This window comes from Mesorhizobium sp. B2-4-15 (genome assembly GCF_006658505.1).
Taxonomy (GTDB): Bacteria; Pseudomonadota; Alphaproteobacteria; order Rhizobiales; family Rhizobiaceae; genus Mesorhizobium.
Genome location: NZ_VFUZ01000009.1, coordinates 82,118 through 107,176, shown reverse-complemented (window position 1 = coordinate 107,176; position 25,059 = coordinate 82,118). Strand labels below are relative to the sequence as shown.

Sequence of the window (25,059 nt, the reverse complement as noted above, 5' to 3'; positions counted from 1 at the left end):
TGGACACGTGCGGGAACCGGCGCGGCCTCCAGTCCTCGTCACAAATCTGGAGAGGAAACAATGAACAAATACGTCTGTGAATTCGTCGGGACTTTCGCGCTGGTATTCTTCGGTTGCGCGGCGGTTCTTTTCATGCGCTCCGAAGTCGGTCTGCTGGGCGTGGCCATGGCATTCGGCCTTTCGGTGGTGGCGATGGCCTATTCGATCGGACCGGTGTCGGGGGCTCATCTCAATCCGGCCGTAAGTCTCGGCTTTTTCGTCGCCGGCCGCATGAAATCGAACGACCTCATCGGCTATATCCTCGCGCAATGCGCGGGTGCGATCGTCGCCTCGGCGGTGCTCTATGTGATCGCGCAAGGCAAGGTGGGCGGCTTTGACGTGGCGGCGAACGGTTTCGCCCAGAATGGCTGGTCAACCTATTCGGCGACCTCGGCGTTCCTGTTCGAGGCGGTCGCCACGTTCCTGTTCCTGCTGGTCATCCTGCGCGCCACCGCCGAAGGCGGCGCCGGTCCTCTGGCTGGCCTGGCGATCGGGCTGACGCTGGTCATGATTCATCTTGCCGGCATCGCCGTATCCGGCTCGTCGGTCAATCCGGCCCGCTCGCTCGGCCCGGCACTGTTCGCCGGCGGAGCGGCGCTGTCGCAGCTCTGGCTCTACATCGTCGCACCCTGCCTCGGCGCGGCTGCCGCAGGGCTGGCGTCGCGCGCTGGCGTGATCGGTGCGGGCCAAGCAGCAGCGCAGCCGGCCTGATCGCCTGCCGGACCGGGCAAGCTCTTTTCTTGAAGCCGCGTGGCTACCGCCGCCGCGTTTTGGGTGTCGGGACGTCAGCGAAGCGCGATCCTGAAACGAGTTCTTTGCTTTGAGCTTTGGAAAACGGGAGGACAACATGGATCTTATCACGGGGCTGGCCGTCGTCATCGGCATCATGGGTGGCATTGCAACATGGGCGGCGATCACGATCGGCAGTCCCTATCTGCTGATCTGGGCGGTATTTGTCGGCTGGGGGAGTTTTTACCACTGCAGCGGCAAGGAGGCCGGGTTCAGGAATTCGGCGGTTGCAAACCTGTGGGGAGCGACCTGCGCGGCCGGCGCCCTGATTGCGCTGACGTCCATCGGGGTTACGGCGAGCATGGCTGGTATTTGCGTCGGCGTTTCAATCGTGGTGCTGATTCTCGCAGCCAGACTGCCGCTGCTGAGCGCCATCCCGTCGGCGGTCTACGGCTACGCCACGACCGCCGGGCTTTTTCTGCTTGGTGCCGCCGCCTATGGCGAAGGCGCCAGCGGCATAGTCAAGGTCGCAGCCGCCGTGGTGATCTCGCTGATCATCGGCAACATCCTAGGCTACGCCTCAGAGAAAGTGACAGGAGCCCTCGTAAGGAGCTGATCATCCGCGCGACCGCTGCTGCCTGACAGCAGTTTCGGTCGACGAACTTCCCCACCCTGCGGCGCGAATGCCGCGGGTTTTTTTGCAACGGATTTGAATCAAAGTGTGTCGGTGGTGGCTTTCGAGAGCACCGGAAGCCTAGAAAACTGCGGTCTTATGTAGCAGACGCACCAAGTTCCCGCGCGACTTAAAGGGTGGGTTCCCATAAAATCCGGGCATGCCAAGAGTAGCGCCCTTAGTCCGCTCGACCCGATACCAGCACGCCGTCAACCCCCTTGTCGCCAAGCGTGCCGAGATTTCCGGGCTAATCCGCCTCAAGGTTCGAATCTGGCTCACCAACAAGAGCACATAGACGCTGTGCTGCTCCCCCTCGCAGTTGAACACTAGGATGAGGGCGGCTTTAATTGCAAATGTCAGTGAAAAACTCGGCTAAATTGTTCCCGGAGGTTATCTACGCCATTCAGGGCGATCCCGCCGAATAGCCGCCGCGTCTGTTGGCATCAAACCGTACGCATAAGGGCGACGGCGGAACAAACGTCGAACCCTCGCGTTCGCTGTCGATGGCGCCTAAACGACGACGCCATAGGCCGTAGCCATGGAACCGTGGGAGCCTGACGATTACTTCAATATTAGCGCGCGCCTATATCAGCAACGGGCGGTGGAACATGTTGAGGATTTGCGCTCAGATATCGAAGAGACGCGCCGGATAATCGAGGACTCCCGCAGGCTGCTGGAGCGACTTGCCGCCAAGTCAGGCGCGGTCCTCCCGTAGACACCTTTGGTGCGTTTGCTACATAAGACCGGAAAACTGGCGCTTACAGGTCGGCATCACCTGAAATCAACACACCCTAGAGGAAGCCGCGCCGGATCCCGTACTGGCCAAGCTTGCGGTAGAGGGTCGGCCGGGAAACCCCAAGCCGCAGTGCGACCTTGCTGAGATTGCCACCCTCGGCGGCAAGCGCATTCTTGATCGCCTGGCGTTCGCCATCCTCGAACGAGCACACCGGTGCCTCGAGCATGGCTGTGGGGTGGTCGCCGTGCATGGCCTTGTCGTCGCGGTTGCCCGCACTGATTTCGCCGGGAAGATCCTGGAGCTCGACCGTGCCGCCGCGCGCCAGCACATGCAGACGCTCGACGAGGTTTTTCAGCTCGCGGACATTGCCCGGCCAGCGATAGGCCCGCAGCGCATCGAACGCTTCGTTCGAAAACTCCAGCGGATCATTGCCCGCCAGCCTTGCAATGTGGCGATTGAAATGCTCGATCAGCAACAGCACGTCGTCGCCGCGCTCACGCAAGGCCGGGACATGAATCGAGACCGCGCCGATGCGGTAATAGAGATCGCTGCGGAAGCGGCCGGCGGCGACTTCCTGCTTGAGATCGCGATTGGTCGAGGCGACGAGCCGGACGTCCACCGGACGCCCCCTCGAGTCACCGATGCGGTGAACCACACGCTCTTCCAGTACACGCAACAGGAAGGGCTGGATTTCGAGCGGCAGTTCGCCGACTTCGTCAAGGCTGAGCACGCCGCCGTTGGCGAGTTCGAAGACGCCCGGCTTGCCGTCGCGCGAGGCCCCGGTGAAGGCCCCGGCGACATGACCGAACAGTTCGCTGCCGAACAGTTCCTTGGTGATCGCCCCGCAATTCATGGCGATGAAAGGATCGTTTTCCGAGCGCCGGCTGCCGGCATGAACAAGCCGCGCGAACAGCTCCTTTCCGACACCCGTTTCGCCTTCTATCAGCAGCGAGGTGACGCCGTTCGATCTTGCGACGCGGGAGGCGACATCGATGGCGGCAAGCAGCTTGTCGCTCTCGCCGACAATCATCGCAGCCGCCGTCTGCAGCTGCTTGTTCGGCTGCCGGTCGATCACGGTCACGCCGGAGACGACCGGCACCGAAGGGAAAACCAGCGCCGCGCCTCGAAGGTCACCGTCGAGCTTCAGCGGCGTGACATGGCAGGATCGCAGATGCGCCGGCAGCGCGTTGGCGAGATCGCTCTCCGAGCCGGAGGCCGGCAGGTTCATCAGCCAGCGACCGCGGCCCGGTTCCATCGGGCCGTCCATCATCTCCGTCGTGTCGCCGTTGGGCACGTTGTTGCAGAAGATCGCGCGGCCGCGATGATCGACGATCACCAGCCCATCCTTGCGGCGATAGCTGGGGGCCGACGAGATAAAGGCCTCGAGCAAGCGCGTGCGCTGCTCCTGCTGCTGTTCGGCCAGCGCCTTTTCGATCTGCCTGGCGGTGGCGGCGACGAGTGCTGTGTTGTGCGGCCGAAAAATCGGCGAATAACCGGACAGGTCGACCACGCCGATGATCTTGCCGTCCAGCGGATCGCGGATTGGCGCTCCGGCGCAGGTCCAGGACTTGATGCCGGCGCAGAAATGTTCGGCCGCATGGACGAAGATCGGTTCGCCGGTCCACAGCGCGGTACCGATGCCATTGGTGCCGACGGCGTCCTCGTTCCATTTGCCGCCGATGCCCAGATGAATGTCCATGCCGTCATGCAAGGTCTTCTTGTCGCCGATGGCGTCGATCAGCACGCCGTCGCTGTCGGCGAGCACCAGCATCGCTCCCGTCCCTTCCAGCAACTGGCCAAGGGACTCGAACGATCGCCGCGCCGCCGAAAGCAGCTCGGCGTTGGCGCGGGTCAGGTATTCTATCTCGTCACGGTCACTGCTCAGCGGCGCTTCAATGCCTTGCGCATTGATGCCGCCGGTGGCGCTGCGATACCAGGAATCGTGGATCAGCGAGCGGACGTGGACCGGATCGCGTGCGCTTGTCGGCTCGTCGGAAAGAAAACTCTCCCACGCACGCATGGTGGCGCGCTCATCATAGTCGATCTTGTCCAGAACCAGTTGCCCGGTGGCCATCGACGCACGCGCCGGAAGAGCACCGGGTTTCATAGGATTGGGGCCGCTCGCGTGTTTCATTCAGTCATCACAGTACCTTTGAGGTATGCCATTTCTGTATGCTGTCGCGGCGGACGTGCACAGCCACGCCCGGATATCAGTCCTCAGTCGATGCCTAGTCTCGCCCCGATGTCGGCAGCAAGCTGCTCTTCGCTGTAAGCCGCCGTCAGCCGCGATCCATCCAGCCCGGCAAGCGCCTCGGCGATGGTGTCGTCGACCGGTGAGAAAAAGCCGTTCTTCTTCGTAGCCACCACGAAGGTCTGGTCTCCGTTGCGATTGCGGACATCGCCGATATGATGAAGCTGGCGGCCGGTATTCTGATCCTTTGAGATCACCCGGCCATTCATCGTCACCTGGATGGACGGCTTGGCGTCAGTCGCGGTTGTCGCGCTGCCGCCGACATGGATGATCAAGCCTTCCGCCTTGCGTTGCTGGCGCGGCTGCTTGGACGCCGAATAACTACCACCGCTGATCTGGTCGGCGAGGCGAACGATGGTGGAGCGGTTCTGCTCGATCAGCCGCTTGACCTGAACATCCTCGCGTCGCGGGCCGTCCCGCTTGGAGATGATCTCGACCATGAATCCTCCCAGATTCGTTTGCCGGCGTCCGTAGGCGCGGGGGCGCATTCTTTTTCTTTGCAGCGAACCTTACACTGCCACCGTCCTGGTCCGCCATTCACATTTAGTTAGCGCCGAAATGAGTGTCGTTGGTAGCAGGTGGCTGCTACACGCGGGAGAGCCGGTATTCGTACGTTTGATGAGTAGTGCCCGTGTCAGGCCGCCTTGTTCTTCGATTCCGAGGGTTCGCTGTGGAAAGGGTGCCTGTCGCGCAGATAGAGCGCGCATGTGGTGCGCAGCATCGAGGCAAAGTTCGGGATATGACCGTTTATCTCGATCGCTTCATCGTAAAGCGTCGAGAGGAATTTCGGCGCCGTCATCCCCTGTCCATGAGCGATCTCGTCCAATAGCGTCCAAAAAGTGGCTTCGAGTTGGATGCTCGTCGAGTGGCCGCCTATTCGAACTGAGCGATTGATTAATCGATACCCTTCCGGATCCTGCCCGGCAAAGACCTTACACATGTGATGACCTCCCGTTTGATATTGCTTTTGGGCGAAGAGCTTCCAGGTCCATTCTTCTGGACGATACCAACCCAGCGCGCATTTTCCCTTCAATTTGCAGTGACCGCAATCGGACCTTGGTGCGTCATCCAGCCAAACACCTCTCGACGTGGTAACCGGCTGCTACCCGCTTTGTAGCGGTGAGCGGTATCCCAGACCACGTGCTGGGCGGGAGGCTTCTTTGGCGAAAGCAATACATTCGATGATCCGGGTGACCGACGAGAACCTGTCGGTCAGCTTCTACAGAAGCGCATTTGGATTCAATGTTGCGGACCGGTTGGATTTCGACACGTTCACATTGGTTTATCTGCGTGGTGCAGAATCCGATTTCGAGCTTGAACTGACGATCAACAAGGGCAAGAGAGAACTCTATGCGCTTGGCGAAGGCTATGGCCATTTGGCCTTTTGCGTCGACGATCTCGAATCCGAATACAAGCGCTTGGCTGCGGCAGGCTTCAATCCGCGAAAAATTGTCGAGTTCAAGCGCGAAGGAGCGCTGCTCGCGCGGTTCTTTTTCGTGGCCGACCCAGATGGTTACCAGATCGAAGTGCTGCAGCGCCACGGACGCTATCAATAGGGGCGTTCGATGGAGGCACGCTCATGACTTGCACAATCGCGACTTCTTGATACCTGCGCGATCGCTTGGAGATAACATAGGCCACGAGATGACGGCGCAAGGTGACTAAAGACATGACGGCTCCGCAATGGGCCCAGTCTCACGCCAAGCTCTGTGAAGTCGCCAGCCTTCCTTTCCAGCTTCGTGTTGGCGAGCCGTCAGCTGTGAAAGTCGGGGACTGTCGCATCTCTAAATTGCTCAAGTGTCGCATCTCTATATAGCTGCATATAGCTGCTACACGTCATGTTGCAACCAGGTTCGAATGTCGCGCTCTCAGCAAAGTAGAAATGTCGCCAGGGCCTGTTCAAAGGGCAGGGCTCAGCAAGTTGGAAATGCGACGCTGACGCGCTTCCCTGGCTCCAGCATGAGCCCCCGATCGGGCGTGAGCTGGTCGGGGTTGCGTAAGCCCGATCGGGTGCGATCCAATAGATCTCCGTCGGCTTTAGCTTTGAGAGCCGCGTGGCACGCTTTGAGCTACAAGCCGGCTTCCGTTGTCGGTTGAGCCTTCCGGTTGATTGGAAACTCGTCCAGCACTGCAAGGACATCCGCAATACGATGCCTATCGCTCTCTGTGAGTGTCAGATCGACTTTGTCGGCCTGGATCTCGACCTTCGCTGCGGGCATTCTAGCAAGTGCCTGCTCACGCCGCACGACGACCGCGGGGTCCTTTGTGAAATCCGTCCGTCGACCAGGCTTGCGGCCACGCTTCTGGTAGCCATTGCTCTGGCTGCCATCGGGAATACCGAACAAGTGGTTCGCCTGGCCTGTGCGCCGCGGTCCGTGTTGGCTGCGTGTCAGCTCACGGCCGGCCTGCATCTCGGCGACCATCGCCAGTGCTTCGTCTAGGCGCTTGTTCTCCACAACCTCGGACCTGTGAACCGAGCGCAGCTTGTCAAAAGTTCTATAGGGTAGGGACGTGCTGCCTTCCATGATCTCGAGGCGGCCATCGGGATAGTCGCACACGACGACCTTCTTACCGGCCAGGCGCTTAGCGAGGACGCTCGGATCGAGAATGAACAGCACCTTGTCGTAGCGCAGTGTCAAAGCCTGGGACAGCGTGCGGAATTCCTTGCGACACATCGCGCCGTCGAGGTTCTCATGCTTGGCGAGGAGGCGGTGCATATCCTTCGGATTGCGTGGTTCTTTGCCGAAACGGGCATTGAAATCGGCGGCGAACTCGGCCGCATAGGCATTGGCCGCCTCGATCGTGCTGATGCCGCGCAGACGCAGCTCCTTCACAAGCCGGTCTTGCAGCGTCTGATTGGCACGTTCGACTCGACCTTTGGCCTGCGGAGTGTTGGCGCAGATGATGTCGATGTTGAGCTCATAAAGCGCGCGACCGAACTGCGTCAGGCCAGTCGTTCGATCCTTCTCCGAACCATGCGTCGTGCGAAACACGCCATGCTTGTCGCTGTAGAAGGAGATCGGCTTGCCCCATTCCTGCAAATACGCCTTGGTGGCGATCAGGTAGTCGAACGTGTTCTCGGAACCAGCAAAGCGCAGATGCAGCAGCTTGCCCGTCGCGTCGTCGATGTAAACGAGCAGGGCGCATTTAGGGCCGCGGTTCTCGAACCACCAATGGTGCGAGCCGTCGATCTGAACCAACTCGCCGAGGCAGTCGCGCCGACCCCGTGGCTGGTGAAGCTGCTTCTTGCGCTCCCGGCGCGATGTCCAAATGCCAGCTTCCGTCATCCACTTGCGTAGCGTCTCTGTGCTGACGGCGATCTGGTGCCACTCAAGCAGTTTCTCGCTGGCAAGCGTCGGGCCGAAGTCTCGGTAGCGATCGCGCACGAGATCCAGTGTGGTGTTGCGAAAGTCCTCATCATGGCGCCGATTGCTCGGCCGGCCGCGCTTCTTCGACGCCAGCCCGCCGGCGCCGTCCTGGTCATAGGCCTGCAACAGCCGGTGAACCTGACTGCGGCTGAGATGAAGAAGCTCCGCCGCCTGGACGACGCTCAGCCGTCGGTCGCGGATCTTCTGGATGGCTTCGAGACGATGCAGCTCTTTTTGCGACAAGGTGACCAAAGGCATGACGGCTCCCGCAATAAGCCCGCTCTCACGCCAGGCTCTGTGAAGTCGCAAGCCTTCCTTTCCAGCTTCATGTTGACCAGCCTCGGAAGCGGGAAGTGTCGCATCTCTAACTGGGGCAACTGTCGCATTACTAAATAGCTGCTACACGTCAAAGTTGCATAACATGTATTATGGAACTTACTTAAGACATTTGTTTTTACGTCAAGAAATCTCACGCGGCGAGCCATTTCGGTACGAACGTGCGACCCATCGGGATCGTTCGGCCTTTGCAGCCCGTATGTCCCTGCCGGGCGGACGTGCAACAGGTGTAATATCGATAGTACTTCCGCTTTTCCGAGGTGCGCAGGGTCAAAATCAGCTTCCGGATCGACGACATGCAGTTCGGCAACAATGAAGGCCGCTCACCTGCCTCTCAACGCGCTCGACAAGGGCGTGCCGGGAACGATCTCCAGGCAGTCAGCGACCAACGGGGCTCACCTCTTTTGCCGGGCGCGTCTTCAGCCCAAAACGCTGAAACTTGTCTACGGAATCATCAGAGCAATTGCCGATATCGGCGACGGTCTCGCCAGATCGATTGTTGGAATAGCGATGACGCATACCGGTTTCTTTCAACGCCCGCTGGCTGTAGTCCCAGGATCCGACACGCAGCCGATCAGCGGTGGCGCATGCTAGTCTCGCGCTCGCCTTTGATCCCGATCGTGCCGATGTCCTATCGATCTCACCGACCGGCCGTGAGCATCTCAAGGGACGATCGGCAACCCATGAGCATGCTTGACTTGACCAAGAGCAAAGCTCGTTTCGATTGACGCCACGCCATCAAGCCTCGTCAGCTTCTGTTTCAAGAATGTTTCATAAGCACCCAGATCCTTGGCAACGATCCGCAGCAGAAAATCCATCTTTCCGGTCATCAGATAGCACTCCACGACCTCCGGCCAGCGAAGGACCGCGCTCGAAAATCGATCGAGCTCTTCTTCTCTTTGTCGCTCCAGCTTCACCGACGCAAAGGCGCTGACCGGCAACCCAACCTTCACCTGGTCGACGATCGCCACGTAGGCCTTGATCACACCGGACTGCTCGAGCATCCGCACCCGGCGCGCACAAGGCGACGGCGAGAGCCCAGCGATTTCACTGAGGTTTTCCGTCGTTGCATGGGCATCTGACTGAAGCGCCGCCAGCAACTTGCGATCGATGTCGTCTATCGTGATTTTTGGCATGATTTTACCATCCTGAGGCTATCCTTGGCTGAAACTGGCAGAATTGGCATTAAATTAGCGTCACTTTAGCCGCAATCGTCCGCGAGATATTTCTACTCTAGGCTCTTCGAATGATGGAGCAAGAAATGGACGATCCGAGACTCGCCTGCCTGGAGGATTTGGAGAAGAAGGTATTGTGGCTGTCCACCTGGATGATCCACAATGCCAACCACCTTCGTGACAACGACGACGGACTCAAGGTCGGCGGGCACCAGGCGTCATCGGCATCACTGGCGACCGTGATGACGGCTCTCTACTTCGCTGCCCTGCATCCGGAGGATCGGGTAGCCGTCAAGCCGCATGCAAGTCCGATATTTCATGCCATTCAGTATCTCTTTGGCAATCAGACACGCGACAAACTGGAAGCCTTCCGGGCCTATCAGGGCGCACAATCCTACCCGTCACGCACGAAGGACGTCGACGACGTCGATTTCTCGACCGGTTCTGTCGGCCTCGGAGTGGCGCAGACGCTGTTCGCATCATTGGTGCAGGACTACCTGCGGGCCAAAGGAATGGCCAACCAGCGTGCCGAGGGCAGGATGGTTGCGCTCGTTGGCGACGCCGAAATGGATGAAGGCAACATCTTCGAAGCCTTGTTGGAGGGTTGGAAGCACGGCCTGCGCAACACCTGGTGGATCATCGACTATAACCGCCAAAGCCTCGACGCGGTCGTAAGGGAAGGCCTGTGGGAGCGATTTGTCTCCCTGTTCCGCAATTTCGGTTGGGATGTGGTCATCCTCAAATATGGAACTCTGCTCGAACAAGCCTTCAGCGAGCCTGGCGGCGAAGCTTTGCGGAGTTGGATCGACAGCTGCCCCAACCAACTCTATTCGGCGCTGGCCTATCAGGGCGGAACAGTATGGCGCAAGCGGCTGCTGGATGAACTCGGCGACCAAGGTCACGTTTCCAGGCTCATCGAAAGCCGCTCGGATGAAGAGCTGGCGCGGCTCATGACCAACCTCGGAGGACATGACCTGCCGTCATTGCTCAAGGCATTCGAGGATGCACGCATGCACGACCGGCCAGTCTGCTTTGTCGCCTACACGATCAAGGGGTTCGGCCTGCCCCTGGCGGGTCACAAGGACAACCACGCCGGCCTGATGACGACGGCGCAGATCGAGAACTTGCGCGCCAGACTTGGTGTGCGCGCAGGTCGCGAATGGGATCGGTATGAAGGACTTTCTCTTCCCGCCACGCAACTGGCGGATTTTATCAAGCAAGCCCCCTTCAACAAGATCGGACGCCGCCGCTACGAAGCGGCAAAGGTCACCGTGCCCGCCCACCTGTCGGTTCCACCACAGTCACTCATTTCGACGCAGCAAGGGTTTGGGCTTCTCCTGCATGGGATTGCCAAGGATGATACCGAGCTCGCAAGCAGGATCGTCACAACATCGCCCGACGTGACGGTCTCCACAAACCTTGGCGCATGGGTCAACCGCCGTGGTCTTTTTGCCAGGCAAGAGGCCGCCGATTTGTTCAAGAAGGAGAGGATACCATCGACATTCAATTGGGGGTTCTCACCCAAGGGTCAGCATTTGGAACTCGGCATCGCCGAGATGAATCTTTTCCTCACGCTGTCGGCTCTCGGCCTTTCTCACTCGATCTTCGGCGAACGGCTGTTGCCGATTGGAACCATCTATGATCCGTTTATCGAACGTGGCCTCGATGCGCTGAACTATGCCTGCTACCAGGATGCTCGCTTCATAATCGTTGCCACACCCTCCGGCATAAGTCTTGCCCCGGAAGGCGGCGCCCACCAATCGATCGCCACGCCACTGATCGGCTTGGCACAGGATGGCCTCGCCAGTTTCGAGCCGGCCTACGTCGACGAGCTCGCGACGATCTTGCGGTTTGCGTTCGACTACCTGCAGCGTGACGGGGAAGGTCAACCCGACGCTGCGACATGGTTACGAGATACGCTCGGTGGCTCAGTCTATCTCCGGCTGTCGACACGCCCGATCGAACAGCCAAAACGCGTCATCGATCAGGCGTTGGCGGAAGACATTCTCAATGGAGGCTATTGGATGCGCAAGCCAGGGCCCAACGCGCAGATTGTCGTCGCCTATACCGGAGCAGTCGCGCCCGAAGCGGTGCAGGCGGTTGGATTGATCGGGGAAGATCGCCGCGACGTCGGCCTGCTGGCGATAACCTCGGCGGACCGCCTGAACGCAGGCTGGACCGCAGCACATCAGGCACGCGAGCGCGGCGTGGTTCACGCGCGAAGCCATATCGAACGACTGCTGGCAGGCGTCCCGTCGAACTGTGCCCTTGTTACGGTTATCGATGGCCACCCGGCCACGCTGGCCTGGCTCGGCTCCATCCAAGGTCACCGGACGCGATCTCTGGGCGTCGAGCACTTCGGCCAAACCGGCACGATCGGCGATCTTTACCGGCACCATGGAATCGACGCTCAAGCAATCGCAACCGCTGCGGAAGCCATATCACCCGGCAGGCCCATCAGGCATCTGCGGGCAGCCATTTAATGATCGTATTGGCTAGCGCTCGCGATCGTCCTCGCGCGCACTCTTTTGCTGGATTTGCCTTTCCAGTTCCCGCAAGCGCGCATCACGGTTTGCCGACGGATCGGGCCGAGGCGAACGCTCCTCGGCCGACTGGACCAGCGCTGGGCGATCTGGTGCATTCTTCCTCGTAAAGGCGGCTAGGCTTTCATGTCGGGCCAGGCCTTCGTAAGCCCGTTCGCCGTCGCTCTTCGCGAGATGGTCGCTGTTGAATTCGCCACCCCGGTCTGTGCTCCCGGCTGCGATCGAGGCATCGTTGGCCGGCTTACCGCCCGCCCCACCGCTGACCTTCGCTGACGGTCGTGCTTCCACCCTGGCCGCTTGCGCGTCGGCCTTGTCTCGATCGTGGTCGCGACCTTGCCTGTCGGACCGTCCAAACGGCTCATGCGCTTGCAAATGACGGGGCGTGGGCGCTCTCGGTTCCTCGACAGAACCTTCCCTGTCGTAGACACCTTCACCGATTGCTCGCTCCGCAATCTCGAGATGTTCCCGTCGGATGTCTATCACTTCGCGAGCTGCTGCGACGATATCGAGGAAATCCTTGCGCACCTCCGGCTCGATCGAGGCCGCCATGCGATCCAGTGCGGCCTCGACGCGCTGCTCATAGGCCTCAAACTGCCGACGTGTCATCTCAAGCATGGGGGGTTCCTCGCCTCCGATCAAGTCTCGAAACACGATCCAGTCGACCTTCGTTTTTACGATTTTATCACCAATATCATGCCAATCAATGTCATATTGACTGTTCGTGACGGCATCCTGAATCCGCTGGAGTCGACCCTCGGCAAACCCGGCGATCCCGCGATCCTGGCTGGTTCGCGCGAATGTCCGCCAAGTCCGGATCACCTCCGCAATGTACAGGGCGCTTCGGTCCGAGTTCGCGACATTGCGCTGGTTCAGGCGTTTGGCGTCATAGCGCCGCTGCGCAGCCCGGCTTGTGCCCTCGTGCCTAGTTCTGCCGGAATAGCTGATGGGCCTGACCTGGCTACGCGAATAGGGCGGGGCGCTTGCAACATCGCGGCGATCCGTAAGCTCCATCTCGATGCCGCGCTCCCGCGCCTTCATTGCCATTGATGCACGCCATTCTCGAAACACCCGGGGACTTGTCTCGATGCGCGCTCCCGTGTCCGAGCGCATGGTAACAATGGCGTGGGCATGGACATGCGGGCGCTTGCCACCTTCCCCAAGCGCCTTCGGGTCATCGGCGGGACCGTGCATGGCAAAGACGTACCGGTGCCCATCAAACTGGTCTCCGAGGAAGTCGCGCACGGCGCTGCGGAACGTGGTCTCATCCGTGCCGGCGCGCGCCGAGATGACCAGATGCATGACGTCCCTGCCCTTGCGGCTGTGCAGTTCTTTGCGCCATTCCTTCTGCGCAAGATCGCCGGCCTGCGCGACAGTACCGATCCGACGTCCCCGATCGTCGCGAACATTGCCGGTGAAGCGTTCGACCAACTCGCGGATGCGAGCGGTCGCAAACTGCACCCCATTGCCATGGCCATGGAATCGGAAGGACGCCGCCACGTGGTTGCTGATATCCGTTTCGTTGAACCTCTGCTGGACAATGGCTGTGGCCTTGCGATCACCGGTCATGCGCTCACCCTGCCGGTCGCGAAGCACCAGCACTCCGCGCACATCAAGTTCTTCACCCTGGCCCTCGACCGCATACGCGAAACGGCGTTCTCCGAAGCCCGCCTGCAGCACTGCGTGGATGATCTCGTCGCGGCCTCCGTTGGCTTTCGCCAAACCCTTCAGCGCGATGTGAAAAATGCCAATGTCCCGGCTCGCCGTCCGATTGTTGAAAAGGTGTTCCCATTCAGAGCGTATTTCCAAGAGCGCCGTTTTCCCCAGAACAAGTTCGCCCTTCTCGTTCTCGACTGCCAGTTTTCCACTTCGCGACGCATAGCTTATCATCGCGGCCACGCGCAGGCCGCCACCGTAGGAGGCTAGCTTTACGACCGCGGCCTGGCTTCCGCGCGCCAACCCTGCAAACCGTGACCGCATCGCGCGACCAAATTCGCCGCCTTCCGGCCGAAGCGAAACCTGGCCCAATCCGCGATCGCCTTTCCCCCTGCCTACACTATCTGGGTTGCCTTGAGGCGGGCTCCCCATCCCTCCCCTCCTCCGCCAATCCCAACCTATCTCCTCAGCCTGTCCTGGCTGCAGTTCATGAAGCAGCGCGGCGCGGCGCCGTTCCCATTCCTTTTCGAAGGCGCCAAGAAAGAACTCCATCAGCGTTCTCGGGCGCGTCTGGCGACACCTGCGCGTTTCGTCATCCCGGCGAGTTCGGCCGCGACGGTAATGACAACGGCGCGAGCGTCGGCGGCAGCCACGACAAGATCTGAAGGGGTTTCCAGGCACCCGGTGTTCAGTGCACGAACCGCTTGGTTGAGTGCGTTGCCAATGGCTAGCATGTCTTGTCCCAGAAGTTCCATGATGGCGCGGTCCGCCTCATTCATGAAGGGCAGTACGCCGGCGCCCTCCAGCGCCAACGACCGCACGAACGCGGAAACAGTCATCCCGGCAAGCTTCGCTGCCGCATCGACGGCTGCGTAATCGTCGGCGGATAGGCGAGTTCGCACCACCTTGTCCTTCTTTGAAGCCAAGCATCGGACCTGCCGATTTTCTCCAATCATAGTGCCCTACCGGCTCCCATAACCGCTGCAGGCGGCGGATCGAGGGCCCGTCCCTCGATCGTCAGGAAAATGTACCACATTTTTCCGTATCCTGCCAACCAAATAAACATCAAAAATCGGCAAACATGCCTATACACGCAAATTATCGTTGTCAGGTTGACGCTATTTTTCTACAATCATTCAAGTCCATGCAGACACAAATCCATGTTCGAACAGAGCTGGATTGCTGCGTGACTAGAAACACACATTCCTGGGGAGAGCCCGCTCATGACGATCGTAATCTCTGCCATCAACGGCAAAGGCGGCGCCGGCAAGACCACCGCGTTGATGAACATCGCTGGCGAATATGCACTGCGTGGCGCAGCGGTCGCCATGCTCGATATGGATGGGCGAAGCAATCTGACGAAATGGTGGAGCGACTGCCATGACAAGGATGCCCAGCCAGACGGCATCAGCGTCTTCGGCCACAAGACGGCCAAGTCGCTGGATGCGTTCATCCAGCGCCATGCGCAACGTTTTGACTACCTCCTCATCGACACGCCAGGGGAGGATATTTCCACAATCGATCCGGTGATCGGCTGGTCGGATCTGGTGATATCTCCGATCCAGCCGTCAAAGCGCGAGGTCCTCGGCGCGATCGACTGCTTCCAGTCGATCATCAGGATCAATGAGGCGGGCGCCGGTACCTGTCGCCACGGAGTCCTGCGAACCCGCATCTCGTTGACGGTCCGACAGACTGAACTTTACCGGAAGATCCGCCCGATCATCGAGGACAAGGTCGGGACCTATCTGTTCAGAACTGAAGTCATGGAACGCAATGTGTATAAGGACATCCAGAACGGCACCGGCACTCTCCAGATGCAGACGCTATCCCCCGCTGTTGTTAAAGCGCGCCGCGAGACGCAAGAAATCGTCAGCGAGATCGATGCTCTGTTGAGCCACGCAGAAGAAGAGCATGCTTCATGAGCCGCCGGGAAAGCCTCTCTCTGGACGAGTTCGCGCTTGCTGCGCGCAGACAAGCCCCGGCTGGTGACGACCATCGCCGGTCCAACAACCTCGAGGCACACCGTGGGCTCGACAGCCCATTGCACGGTCCACGGGACCCACGACACGAGGCCAGGAAGGCCCTGCGGCGCATGAAGCGAGAGCGGGTAAAGGGGGAAACTTGCTTTGTGAACGTCAACCTCGACCGACCAACAAAACGTCGGTTGAAATTGGCGTCATTTAATGCCGAGACATCGATGCAGGCAATCATGGAGCAGGCGATCTTAAAGTATCTGGATGACCTTGGCCTCTGAATGCGGCAACCGCCCGTCTCTCGATCGACCTTGGATAAAGGCAATTTGATTGCGGGCCCCTCACCTGTTAGGCTTAGGGCCAGGTTAGCCCTTTTTTTCCCCAAATCGGGCATTTGGAGGCGAAGAATCGCGTCTTATTGACGTGCTTCAGCGGCGCAGACGGGAGCAGGCGAAAGCTGTCGCATGGCAATCAAGGACGTCCAAAGATATATTGGTGAGCATGGTCTCGTCGAAACGGCAGACCCTGAATGCGACAAGCCGGTCTACAGGAAACCGGGCTTCGAAGGCATCCGTAGCTTCGGCGACATGGAGTGGGCTTTCAGCCGGTTCATACGCGAGCGCCGCGATGCCAGGCGCCTCAATCGGGCGCAGATGGGCACAATGGTCGGCCTGCATGAGACAATCTTCGCGCGCTATGAGCGCGCGTTTTCCAAGCTGCATGCGACGCGACTGATCCATATATGCGAGATTCTGGACTGTTCACCGATCGAGATGATCCACTCGGCGGCCCCGCATTTTTTCGGTGAGAATCGGGAAGAGGCTGACGACAAGCTGAAACTGATATTGCGGGTGCTTGACATGCCGGCGTCGACCGCATCGAGCCTATTGAACCTCGTCGAGGGGCTCGCCGGCGAAGAACCCGGCGACGATCCGCGCAAGCGGTGATGCGGTCACCATAAAAACCACCGATCGCGGCGGCTTATCCCGTTTGTACGCCATACCGGCCACAGTGCTGTTGGCCTCACCCGCGCAGGCTCGACAACCATCAACATCTTGAATCGGTGCCCACCGGTTGATTCAAAAAATGCGTTGGACGGACCGCGGGCGACGAAAGAAAATCCGGTGCATGAACACTATGCATCCCGTATTCCTGCGCCGAACCGATGCCGCTCGCAATATGGCCCGGTACTATGTCCTGTCGTTGCAGCCCACGCTTTTCGGCGAAGTGTCCGTCGTACGGCAGTGGGGACGGATTGGCACGCGAGGCCGTCAGAAGATCGATTTTTTCGAAGATGGCAATGAAGCAGATGCGGCGCTGTCGCGGCTGGCTGAGCGAAAGGCCAAACGCGGATATGCGGGCAAGGGTCCGTGAGATGCTCCATGCCTTCCGCGTCCAATGCAGGAACGCAGCGCTGGTCCCATTCAACCGGGGACTACAGATGATCACGTACCGTTCGGACCCACAGGGGTGCCTCATGGGCGCGAAGCCAGTTTCAGGTGACGGCCAAAGCCACGTCCCTCCGCCTCGCCGTGGACTGATTTCGTGACCGACGGGCCCCGGCCTGGAGGCCGGAGCCCTGTGGGGACCTCAGTCGCTTCGCCGCCCGTTCGGGCGCGACCAGATCAGCGACAGGCCCTCGCCGTCTTCATCGGCGAACAGGTTGGCATAGATCGGAGCGGTGAAGCTGGGATCGTCGAGCTTGAGACCCAGGTACTTGCGGCCCTCATTGGACTGCTTGGACCAGGCGGCGCCGATTTCGATCCGGCCGACGAAGACCCGGTGGCTGGGAGCGTTTTCGCCGCTGGAGCGCGTATCGGGAACGATACGGACCTTCTTGGCCTGGAGCGAGAGGGTGACGATCTCGCCGTTGAACTCGTTATCGCCGGACTGCTGGAAGGTACCGATGGTAGCCATTGTCGTTCTCCTGACTGGTTTGCTCGAAACCGCCCTATGCGGCCTCGATAGCGGTCATGAGGCGACGGTTTGGCCGACTGCATCCTACGGGCCGAAGCGTCAGCGGAGGACGGCGGTAGCCGAGCTTGTTGCCCCGCGAGGAATGCGGCAAAGCCGCAGGGGAAGAAGGTCGGTGAAGCCGTTGCAGGCCAAGGCCGGGACGGCGCCAGACCAGCCAGAAGAGAGGCCGTATGGGGAGGTTCAGCATCGGTCTCACGAGAACGACGCTGGTTGTCGGTCCTTCTGCCATGCATTCGGCACAAGCGGCGCGATTCTTCCGCTTCATGAACCTGACGTCAGAGCTTGTTTCCTGATCCGCGCTGATACGCGGATTAGCCTCACATCCGGTCGCCAATCGTGCGGCCACACCATAATCCCGCCTTCGACGGCAAGGACTCAGGAGGGCGGACCAGTCTCGATGACGGCGTATACCCCACGCCGCAACGCGCTCGTCAGCCTGGTTCCGGCCGGGCTGATCAGGTCCGGGCCGAACTGCGATTCACCAAAGTCGTCATGGCCTGACGAGAGCTCCCTGAACCACCACGCCACCGCTGACATACTTCCACAAGCCACGACCAGCTTGCGGACCGGCGCGGTGATCATCACAGTCTTGAAGCGACCGTCATTCCGGGCAACGCAGTTCCTTCAAAAGCTGCCGCAGCCCGTTCTTTACAAGTTGCGCAAGCTCCTTCTTGCATTAGGGGACGCCTTGCCCCAACAGGCGCATCTTGTTGCCATCGCACTTCACCCGTCGCCATCGTCGGCGGCAAGGTTTGAGCAAACCAAAACATCGTTTCGGTCATGTTGACCGAATTTCCGTTGGGTTCTGATTTGGACAGTAATTTGAAGCGACGCCGATAATTGCCGTTCGCATCGCTGGAGATGGCGCTGGCACTATGTGCCCCCTTTGCCATACCTCCATACCGGGATACCAAGCCTGTCCGCCTTGTCGGCAAGATTGTCCTGAATGCCGGTGCCAGGGAAATGTATGACACCGATCGGCATGACATCGAGCATCTGGTCGTTGCGCCTGAACGGTGCCGCCTTCGCGTATTTGGTCCAGTCAGGGGCGAAGCCGATCTGCGGCACGTTTCGATTTGTAGCCCAAAGCGAGGCAATCTTCTCTGCGCCCTTAGGTGACTTACCGTGGATCAGCACCATGTCCGGGTGCTTGGCATGGACCTGATCGAGCTTGGCCCAAATGAATGTGTGGTCGTTGAAGTCGAGCCCGCCGGTGAACGCGACTTTCGGACCTGCCGGCAGCAATACTTCGTTGTCTGCACGCCTCTTGGCGGCAAGGAAGTCGCGGCTGTCGATCATTGCCGAGGTCATATGCCGATGGTTGACCATCGATCCGTTGCGGGGGCGCCAGCCTGAGCCGGTGTGCTGCTCGTAATGTTCGGCGGCCTGGTCTCGCATCAGTTCGAAGGCATCGCGCCGCTCGATAAGGGTCTGGCCCTGGGCGATCAGGCTTTCCAATTCGACCGCCTTGATCTCGGTGCCGTCCTGTTCCCGCTGCAGACGGCGTTGGGCCTGCTCGTTGTCGTCCAGTTGCCGCTCGATCCTGAGCAGCGCCCGATGGAAGACATTGGTGACCGACCAGAGCAGGTCGTCGAGGTCAGGCTCGAGGCGTGTGTCCTCGAAGGTGACAACAAGGGCGTCGAAGATATCCGCCACGGCACCCGCCACATGGTCGCCTTCGGGAAGCGGGCGCGGGTCGGGCTCTTCGGCGAAGGGGCGCCAGCCATAGAGCTGGAGTTCGGTGAGGACGTGATCGGTTGGCGATGCGGCGCGGTGCGGTGCGGTATCGTCGTGCTCGCTCATGGGGGTTCTCCCGTCGGCTGGACCGCGACCCTCGCGGCCTTCATGGCGACGAAAGCCCACACGTGGGACGGCACGGCACCAGGAGCGAAGCGGAGGGCCGGAGCGCAAGCAGAGGATGGCGGCGGCCGGCTATTTTGCCTCGCGATGGAAAGGCGTCGCGCTTGGTCGCTATCTCTCGCCAAGACTCGCCCGCCGCCGGAAAATAGTCGGCCTCCGCCATTGCCAGGCCGGCCCGCTTGTGGGCCGATCGCCCTCTCGAAGGCCGGGGCTGCGGCTCTTTCCGGCGGTGGCTCATCGGCGGCGGTGACGCCCTTGACCGTGCCGCGCCGCTTTTCGTTTCCAGGTCAGGCCGCGCGATCGAGGAAGCGACTGCGATCCCGTTGGACGAGCTGGCCCGCGATTGTCGCGCGAAGAGCGGCGAGGCCTCGATCGTGAAGATCTTCGTTGAAGTCCTTCCCTACCGGCGAGAGAACGATGGCTTCGATCCCGGCCTCCCTCGCGCGCTCCATCAAGCTGTCTCGCGCACCGTCACCGGCTGGATCCTTGTCACGGATGATGTAGAGCCGGCGTAATCCCGGCGGAAAGAGGATGGCGGCGAGATGGGCGGCGGAAAGCGCGGCTGCCATCGACATCCTTGGCAAAGCGCATCTGAGCGACAGCGTCGTTTCGATGCCTTCGCCTGCCGCCATGACGCTCCCGGGCCTATCAAAGCGCACGGCGTTCCCAAGAAGGTCTCCCATGGCGCGGCGCGGCGTTTCGACGGGTGCCTTGCCCATGCCGCGCCGGGCCAGCCAGGTGCGGTGCGCGCCGGTCAGCCGCCCCTCGAGATCGGTGACCGCGGCGATCATTGCCGGCCAGGTTTCGGTCCCCCCGTTGTCCTCAGGCCGATAGTAACAGCGCGGGTGAAAGCGCAATGATCCGGCTCCAACCAAAGTGGTGATGGCGCGCCGGCGCAAATACGTTTCGACAGGCGTGCCGATGATCGGCCTGGACATGGCGAAGAGTCGCCGAGCGGCTTGTGGCGATCCGATGGGGACCGGATCTGGTCTCGTCATCGGCCGTCCCGGTGCTTGCTCTGGCCTGGGCATGGCGAGAAAGGCGCGCGCTTCCTGGGCGATGTCCTTGAAGTCGATCAGCCCGAGGGACTCGCGGATCACGTCGAGCAGGTCGCCATGCTCGCCGGTCGCCGCATCGGTCCATTTCCCCGCCGGTCCCTTCGACGAGGACGTGAGGCGAACGAACATGGAACGACCCTGCGTGTTGCGGACGTCCCCGACAAGCCAGTATCTACCGGAGCGGCGGCCATTCGACAGGTAGTGCCGGCATACCGCCTCGGCATGGCAGCCGAGACTGTTTGCAAGATCGGCAGCGTCGTGGCGGGTCATCATGGAGCCTCACGCTGGCTGATGCGCTCGATCGGATAGCGGCCAAGCACGCGTTCGAGCACCGCCGGGCCAGCGGCGGCGGTCGGCACGAACATCCTGAGTTTCCACGAGATGATTTCGTGAAACAGCCCATAGGCCGACAGCTGCTGGCGCATGGTGTCGGTGAAGCCGGACAGTTCGAGGCGCCATGCCCCCATGACGCGGCTGCGTCGAAGCTGGAGGCCTTCCGCGAGAACGAGAACAGTGCCGCCGTCCATCAGCGCGGCAAAAGCCTGCTGCGGCGAGAGCGACGCGGTACCCGTGGTGGTGGCGTTGGCCGCCCAGGCCGGCGAGACCTTGCGGCCGATGATGCGCTCGCCCGCATCGGTCTGGAGGCGATAGACCCGGGCCGACTCGTTGGGGAGCCGCTTCCAGATCGGCAGCAACAGGCCGGTCACCATATGCAGGACGGAGTCGGAAAACTCCGGCACCTCGCAAAGTTCGGTCGTCCACGTCGCGGCGAAGGCATCGCGGTCAGCCTCGACCCAACGCGTCTCCCCCATTATCTTGAGGGGCATGGTCTGGGCGTCCATCGGCCGAACCAGGCGCACCCGCCGCTGGATGTCGCCGTCGTCGAGCATGATACTGCTCGTCGGTATCTGCACGGCGGCGCGGCGCGACTGCTCGTTGATCAACAGTTTCGCACGAGGGTCGGCGAGGTGATCGAGTGCGACGTCGAGCGCGACCGGACGGTTTCGCCTGCGCTCTGTTATGGTCAGCAGCCGCGTTTCGGCACCGGTGCGCGGATGCGTGTAGATGACCTGCCGGTCGGTGACGAGAAAGCTTTCAGCCCGCAGCGTCTCCAGCCCGGCGTCGTACGCGCCCGAAGCGATGGCGCCCTCGATTCTGGCCGCAAGCAATTGCTCGAATGCCCCGAACAGCACGCCCTGCAGCCCGATGGTGAGCGCCAGCAGGCGATTGAGGAAGGTGGTGATCGGCGGCAAGTCATCCTTGATGCCGTTCGCATCCGTGAGCTTCAAGCCGGTGGCTGCCTCGAAGCGTTCGAGCGAGCAGCCCTCGACCTTACCGCGCGCGATCAGCAGATAGAGCTGGCGCAACGCGTCGCGGGCGTAGTGGCTCTCCAGATTGTCCTCGGGCCGGAACAGCCCCTGACCACCGGTCTGGCGCTGGCCGCGCGTGATGGCGCCCAGCGTGTCGAGACGCCGGGCGATCGTCGACAGGAAGCGCTTCTCGGCCTTCACATTGGTGGAGATCGGCCGAAACAGCGGCGGCTGGGCCTGATTGGTCCGGTGCGTCCGCCCCAGTCCCTGGATAGCGGTGTCGGCTTTCCAACCGGCCTCGAGCAAATAGTGGATGCGCAGCCGCGTGTTCCGGGCCGAGAGTTCAGCGTGATACGACCTCCCCGTCCCTCCCGCATCACTGAAGACCAGGATGCGCTTCTGGTCGTCCATGAAGGCAGCCGCCTCGGAAAGATTTGCCGAGGCGGCGCGGTTCTCGACGGCCAGCCGCTCTCCTTTGCGCACGACGCGACGGCAACGGCCGGTGACCTCGGCCACCACATCCACACCGAAATGCTGGACGATCTGATCGAGTGCGCCAGGCACCGGCGGCAGGCTGGCCAGTTGGGCGATCAGTTCGTCGCGCTTGGCCACCGCCTCGCGGCTCTCGACCGGCTGGCCGTCGCGATAGACCGGGCGTGACGACAGATTGCCTTCGCTGTCGGTAAATGGCTCGTAGAGCTGCACCGGGAAAGAATGGGCAAGGTAGTCAAGGACGTATTCCCTGGGGGTGATGTCGACGCGAACGTCGTTCCATTCCTCGCTTGGCAGTTCGGCCAGACGCCGTTCCATCAGCGCCTCACCGGTCGAGACAATCTGAACGACCGCGGCATGGCCGTCGTCGAGGTCGCGGGTGATCGACCGGATCAGGGTCGGTGTCTTCATCGACGTCAGAAGATGACCGAAGAAGCGCTGCTTGGCGGATTCGAAGGCGCTCCGTGCCGCCGCCTTGGCTTGGGCATTGAGCGTGCCGGTGCTGCCGGTGATGTTGGCGGCCTGCATGGCCGCATCGAGATTGTTATGGATGACGGCAAAGCCGCCGGCATAGGCGTCGTAGATGCGCACCTGTTCGGGCGTGAGTTCGTGCTCGAGCAGCTCGTATTCGACGCCGCTGAAGGAGAGCGAGCGTGCCGTGTAGAGGCCAAGCGCACGCAGGTCGCGGGCCAGCACTTCCATGGCCGCCACGCCGCCGGCTTCGATGGCCTCGACGAATTCGGCGCGGGTCGAGAACGGAAAGTGCCCGCCGCCCCACAGGCCGAGCCGCTGGGCATAGGCAAGATTGTGAACGGTGGTGGCGCCGGTCGCCGAGACATAGGTGATGCGCGCATTGGACAGCGCGTGCTGGAGCCGGAGCCCGGCACGGCCCTGCTGAGAGGCCGCGACATCGCCACGTTCACCCTTGGCGCCGGCGGCGTTCTGCATCGCGTGCGCTTCGTCGAAAATGATGGCTCCATCGAAATCGGAACCCAACCATTCGACGATCTGCCTGACCCGCGCTCATCGGAGCGCAGCGTGGCATAGGTGGTGAACAGGATGCCTTCATGCAACGTGACCGGCTTGCCTTGCGGGAAGCGGGACAGCGGAGTGATCAGCAAGCGCTCCATGCCGAGCGCCGACCAGTCGCGTTGCGCGTCCTCAATCAGCTTGTCTGACTTGGATACCCAGATCGCCTTGCGGCGGCCGCGCATCCAGTTGTCGAGGATGATGGCAGCGGATTCCCTTCCCTTGCCGACGCCGGTGCCGTCGCCCACCATGAAGCCCTGCCGAAAGCGGACGGCGTTGGCTGCATCGTCGCGGGCGGCGGTGACGACATCGAAGGTGGCGTCGACCGCCCAGGTCCCTGCGAGATATTCGGCATGAGCCTCGCCGGCATAAATGATCGCCTCGAGCTGCGCGTCGGAGAGCAGGTCGAGGACGTTGCCTGGCAGGCGCGGTCGATGGCTTGGCTTGGGCGGCGAAACGCTTGCCATCGCCGCCGACTGCACGAGCTGCGTCGGATGGGCCTGGGAGCCGGGAATACGGATCGCGTGAAGCCCGTATTCCTCATAGATCGCGTCGCTGATGGCGGCGCTTTCGGCAACTTCCCCATCGACGATCTCATAGGTGAGGTCGATGCCTTCGGGACAGGCGAGCGGTGCTGAGATGACACCCCGGGCAGAGCGGCCAAGGTAGCCGCGAACGGTTCGCGGTGCGGACGCGGCCGGTGCTCGGGCCGTCGCTGTCGCCAGCGTCACCGGCTTGCGCGCGGGCACGTGCTCGCAAATCCAGTCCATGAGCGTGGCGGTATCAGGCGCGACGCCCAGTGCTGCCGGGAAGACACTAGGGTTCTGCGCCGGGATCTTGTCGATGACGGTCAGTCGCGTATCGATCGTCGTGCCGTGCTTTGCATAGACCGATCCGTCGACCGCGGCCGAGAACACCACCCGGCCGCGCTCTTGCAAGCGCGCAAAGGCCAAGGCCCAGACTGGATTGTCGGGTGCAAAGCTGGCCCCGGTTATGGCCACCAGCCGTCCCCCGGGAGCGAGACGCGCCAGCGCCGAGGCGACATGGCGCAATGCGGCGTCGGCCATACGCCGGTCGACATGGGCCGTGGCCGAGAATGGCGGGTTCATCACCACGACGCTGGGCACCACGGCCGGATCGAGATGGTCGTCGATCTGGGCGGCGTCGAGACGGGTGACGGGAACGGCGGGAAACAGCGAAGAGAGAAGACTGGCACGTACACCGGCCAGTTCGTTGAGGATGAGCGTGCCCCCGGCGGTCTCGGCAAGGATCGCCAGCAGCCCGGTGCCGGCCGAAGGCTCCAGCACACGATCGGCCGGGGCGATGGCGGCTGCCGTCGCCGCAGCCAGCCCAAGCGGGATGGGGGTCGAGAACTGCTGGAAGGCCTGCGTCTCTTCTGAACGGCGCGTATGGCTCGGCAGGAGGCCGGCGATCCTCGACAAGGCGGCAAGCCGCGCAGCGGGAGATGCGGCTTTGCGAAACAGCGCCTTTCCGTATTTGCGCAGAAACAGAACGGTCGCGGCCTCGCAGGCGTCATAAGCGGCCTTCCAAACCCAGGCGCCGGTGGCGTCGGAAGCGCCGAAGGCCGTCTCCATCGCCGCGCGCAGCTTGGCCGCGTCAACGCGTTCGCCGCGTTCGAGGTCGGATAGTATGAGGTAGCCGGCGGCTACGACAGCGGCGGCGGTATCGGTCTCGCAGGTGAGCGGGAGCGACGCGGCGGACGTGGCGGACGAGATCATGTTCATGGTGCAATCCTTGGGAGAGCGGGACAGGGACCGAGCCGCACGGTGCTCTCTCTGGACCGCATCGGCTCAAAACCGTTCCGGCCGCCTCTTCCTCACAAAGGCCACGTCAAGG

The 25,059-nt window shown here is 61.5% G+C and carries 18 protein-coding genes and 3 pseudogenes; 8 read left to right on the top strand and 13 right to left on the bottom strand.

The genetic code is table 11. The features are described from left to right. The first annotated feature begins 60 nt into the window (after window positions 1-60). Complete coding sequence (locus FJ930_RS13205) at window positions 61-750, top strand: MIP family channel protein (protein ID WP_141838127.1); 690 nt, start codon at window positions 61-63, stop codon at window positions 748-750. A gap of 136 nt (window positions 751-886) precedes the next feature. Next, window positions 887-1,384, top strand: coding sequence for a DUF1097 domain-containing protein (locus FJ930_RS13200; protein ID WP_141838125.1), 498 nt, complete (start codon window positions 887-889; stop codon window positions 1,382-1,384). 848 nt (window positions 1,385-2,232) lie between these two features. On the opposite strand, the gene FJ930_RS13195 is transcribed toward FJ930_RS13200, so the two are convergent. The 3 genes from FJ930_RS13195 to FJ930_RS13185 form a co-directional block, all read right to left on the bottom strand. Beyond that, complete coding sequence (locus tag FJ930_RS13195; protein ID WP_141838123.1) at window positions 2,233-4,311, bottom strand: sigma-54-dependent Fis family transcriptional regulator; 2,079 nt, start codon at window positions 4,309-4,311, stop codon at window positions 2,233-2,235. Window positions 4,312-4,394: 83 nt separating this feature from the next. Further along, entirely contained in the window at window positions 4,395-4,868 is a 474-nt protein-coding gene (locus tag FJ930_RS13190) for a hypothetical protein (protein ID WP_141838121.1), read from the bottom strand. A gap of 194 nt (window positions 4,869-5,062) precedes the next feature. Then, a complete protein-coding gene (locus FJ930_RS13185) occupies window positions 5,063-5,368 on the bottom strand; it encodes a ribbon-helix-helix domain-containing protein (protein ID WP_140745948.1) in 306 nt (101 codons plus the stop codon). Window positions 5,369-5,588: 220 nt separating this feature from the next. Here FJ930_RS13185 and FJ930_RS13180 point away from each other — a divergent pair, with 220 nt between their 5' ends. Beyond that, window positions 5,589-5,984, top strand: coding sequence for a VOC family protein (locus tag FJ930_RS13180; RefSeq protein WP_141838119.1), 396 nt, complete (start codon window positions 5,589-5,591; stop codon window positions 5,982-5,984). Between the two features lie 648 nt (window positions 5,985-6,632). Here FJ930_RS13180 and FJ930_RS13175 read toward each other — a convergent pair. The 3 genes and pseudogenes from FJ930_RS13175 to FJ930_RS13165 all read right to left on the bottom strand — a co-directional run. Next, a pseudogene (locus FJ930_RS13175) lies at window positions 6,633-8,054 on the bottom strand (ISNCY family transposase); the annotation flags it as partial. A 449-nt stretch (window positions 8,055-8,503) separates the two neighbouring features. Further along, window positions 8,504-8,722: pseudogene (locus FJ930_RS30455) on the bottom strand (flavin reductase); the annotation flags it as partial. Between the two features lie 72 nt (window positions 8,723-8,794). Further along, window positions 8,795-9,268, bottom strand: coding sequence for an Lrp/AsnC family transcriptional regulator (locus FJ930_RS13165; protein WP_141838117.1), 474 nt, complete (start codon window positions 9,266-9,268; stop codon window positions 8,795-8,797). A 125-nt stretch (window positions 9,269-9,393) separates the two neighbouring features. Here FJ930_RS13165 and FJ930_RS13160 point away from each other — a divergent pair, with 125 nt between their 5' ends. After that, window positions 9,394-11,790: a transketolase gene (locus FJ930_RS13160; protein WP_141838116.1), complete on the top strand. Its 2,397-nt coding sequence runs from the start codon at window positions 9,394-9,396 to the stop codon at window positions 11,788-11,790. Between the two features lie 12 nt (window positions 11,791-11,802). Here FJ930_RS13160 and FJ930_RS13155 read toward each other — a convergent pair whose 3' ends face one another. Both FJ930_RS13155 and FJ930_RS13150 read right to left on the bottom strand, forming a co-directional pair. Beyond that, window positions 11,803-14,055 (bottom strand): hypothetical protein, encoded by a 2,253-nt coding sequence (locus FJ930_RS13155; RefSeq protein WP_141838114.1) that lies wholly within the window; start codon window positions 14,053-14,055, stop codon window positions 11,803-11,805. Continuing rightward, on the bottom strand, window positions 14,055-14,429 hold the full coding sequence (locus FJ930_RS13150; RefSeq protein ID WP_246676899.1) for a plasmid mobilization relaxosome protein MobC: 375 nt from the start codon (window positions 14,427-14,429) through the stop codon (window positions 14,055-14,057). The genes FJ930_RS13155 and FJ930_RS13150 overlap by 1 nt, the downstream gene beginning before the upstream one ends. 297 nt (window positions 14,430-14,726) lie before the next feature. On the opposite strand from FJ930_RS13150, the gene FJ930_RS13145 reads away from it, so the two are divergent. The 4 genes from FJ930_RS13145 to FJ930_RS13130 all read left to right on the top strand — a co-directional run bounded on the left by FJ930_RS13145 (window position 14,727) and on the right by FJ930_RS13130 (window position 16,850). Further along, window positions 14,727-15,425, top strand: a complete 699-nt coding sequence (locus FJ930_RS13145; protein ID WP_140744731.1) for a ParA family protein — start codon at window positions 14,727-14,729, stop codon at window positions 15,423-15,425. After that, on the top strand, window positions 15,422-15,757 hold the full coding sequence (locus FJ930_RS13140) for a hypothetical protein (protein ID WP_141838112.1): 336 nt from the start codon (window positions 15,422-15,424) through the stop codon (window positions 15,755-15,757). The genes FJ930_RS13145 and FJ930_RS13140 overlap by 4 nt, the downstream gene beginning before the upstream one ends. Before the next feature lie 183 nt (window positions 15,758-15,940). Beyond that, window positions 15,941-16,423: a helix-turn-helix transcriptional regulator gene (locus tag FJ930_RS13135; protein WP_140744729.1), complete on the top strand. Its 483-nt coding sequence runs from the start codon at window positions 15,941-15,943 to the stop codon at window positions 16,421-16,423. A gap of 181 nt (window positions 16,424-16,604) precedes the next feature. Then, entirely contained in the window at window positions 16,605-16,850 is a 246-nt protein-coding gene (locus FJ930_RS13130) for a WGR domain-containing protein (protein WP_140744728.1), read from the top strand. 216 nt (window positions 16,851-17,066) lie between these two features. Here FJ930_RS13130 and FJ930_RS13125 read toward each other — a convergent pair whose 3' ends face one another. The 5 genes and pseudogenes from FJ930_RS13125 to FJ930_RS13105 form a co-directional block, all read right to left on the bottom strand. Beyond that, on the bottom strand, window positions 17,067-17,393 hold the full coding sequence (locus FJ930_RS13125; RefSeq protein WP_141838110.1) for a DUF736 domain-containing protein: 327 nt from the start codon (window positions 17,391-17,393) through the stop codon (window positions 17,067-17,069). A gap of 641 nt (window positions 17,394-18,034) precedes the next feature. Next, complete coding sequence (locus FJ930_RS13120; RefSeq protein ID WP_141838107.1) at window positions 18,035-18,346, bottom strand: hypothetical protein; 312 nt, start codon at window positions 18,344-18,346, stop codon at window positions 18,035-18,037. Continuing rightward, window positions 18,327-19,256 carry a DUF2493 domain-containing protein gene (locus FJ930_RS13115; protein WP_141838105.1) on the bottom strand — a complete coding sequence of 310 codons (930 nt, stop codon included), beginning with the start codon at window positions 19,254-19,256 and terminating at the stop codon, window positions 18,327-18,329. Before FJ930_RS13115 ends, FJ930_RS13120 begins: the two co-directional genes overlap by 20 nt. A gap of 344 nt (window positions 19,257-19,600) precedes the next feature. After that, window positions 19,601-20,641 carry a toprim domain-containing protein gene (locus FJ930_RS13110; protein ID WP_141838297.1) on the bottom strand — a complete coding sequence of 347 codons (1,041 nt, stop codon included), beginning with the start codon at window positions 20,639-20,641 and terminating at the stop codon, window positions 19,601-19,603. After that, window positions 20,641-24,947: pseudogene (locus tag FJ930_RS13105) on the bottom strand (strawberry notch-like NTP hydrolase domain-containing protein). The gene FJ930_RS13110 and the pseudogene FJ930_RS13105 overlap by 1 nt, the downstream one beginning before the upstream one ends. Window positions 24,948-25,059 lie beyond the last annotated feature (112 nt).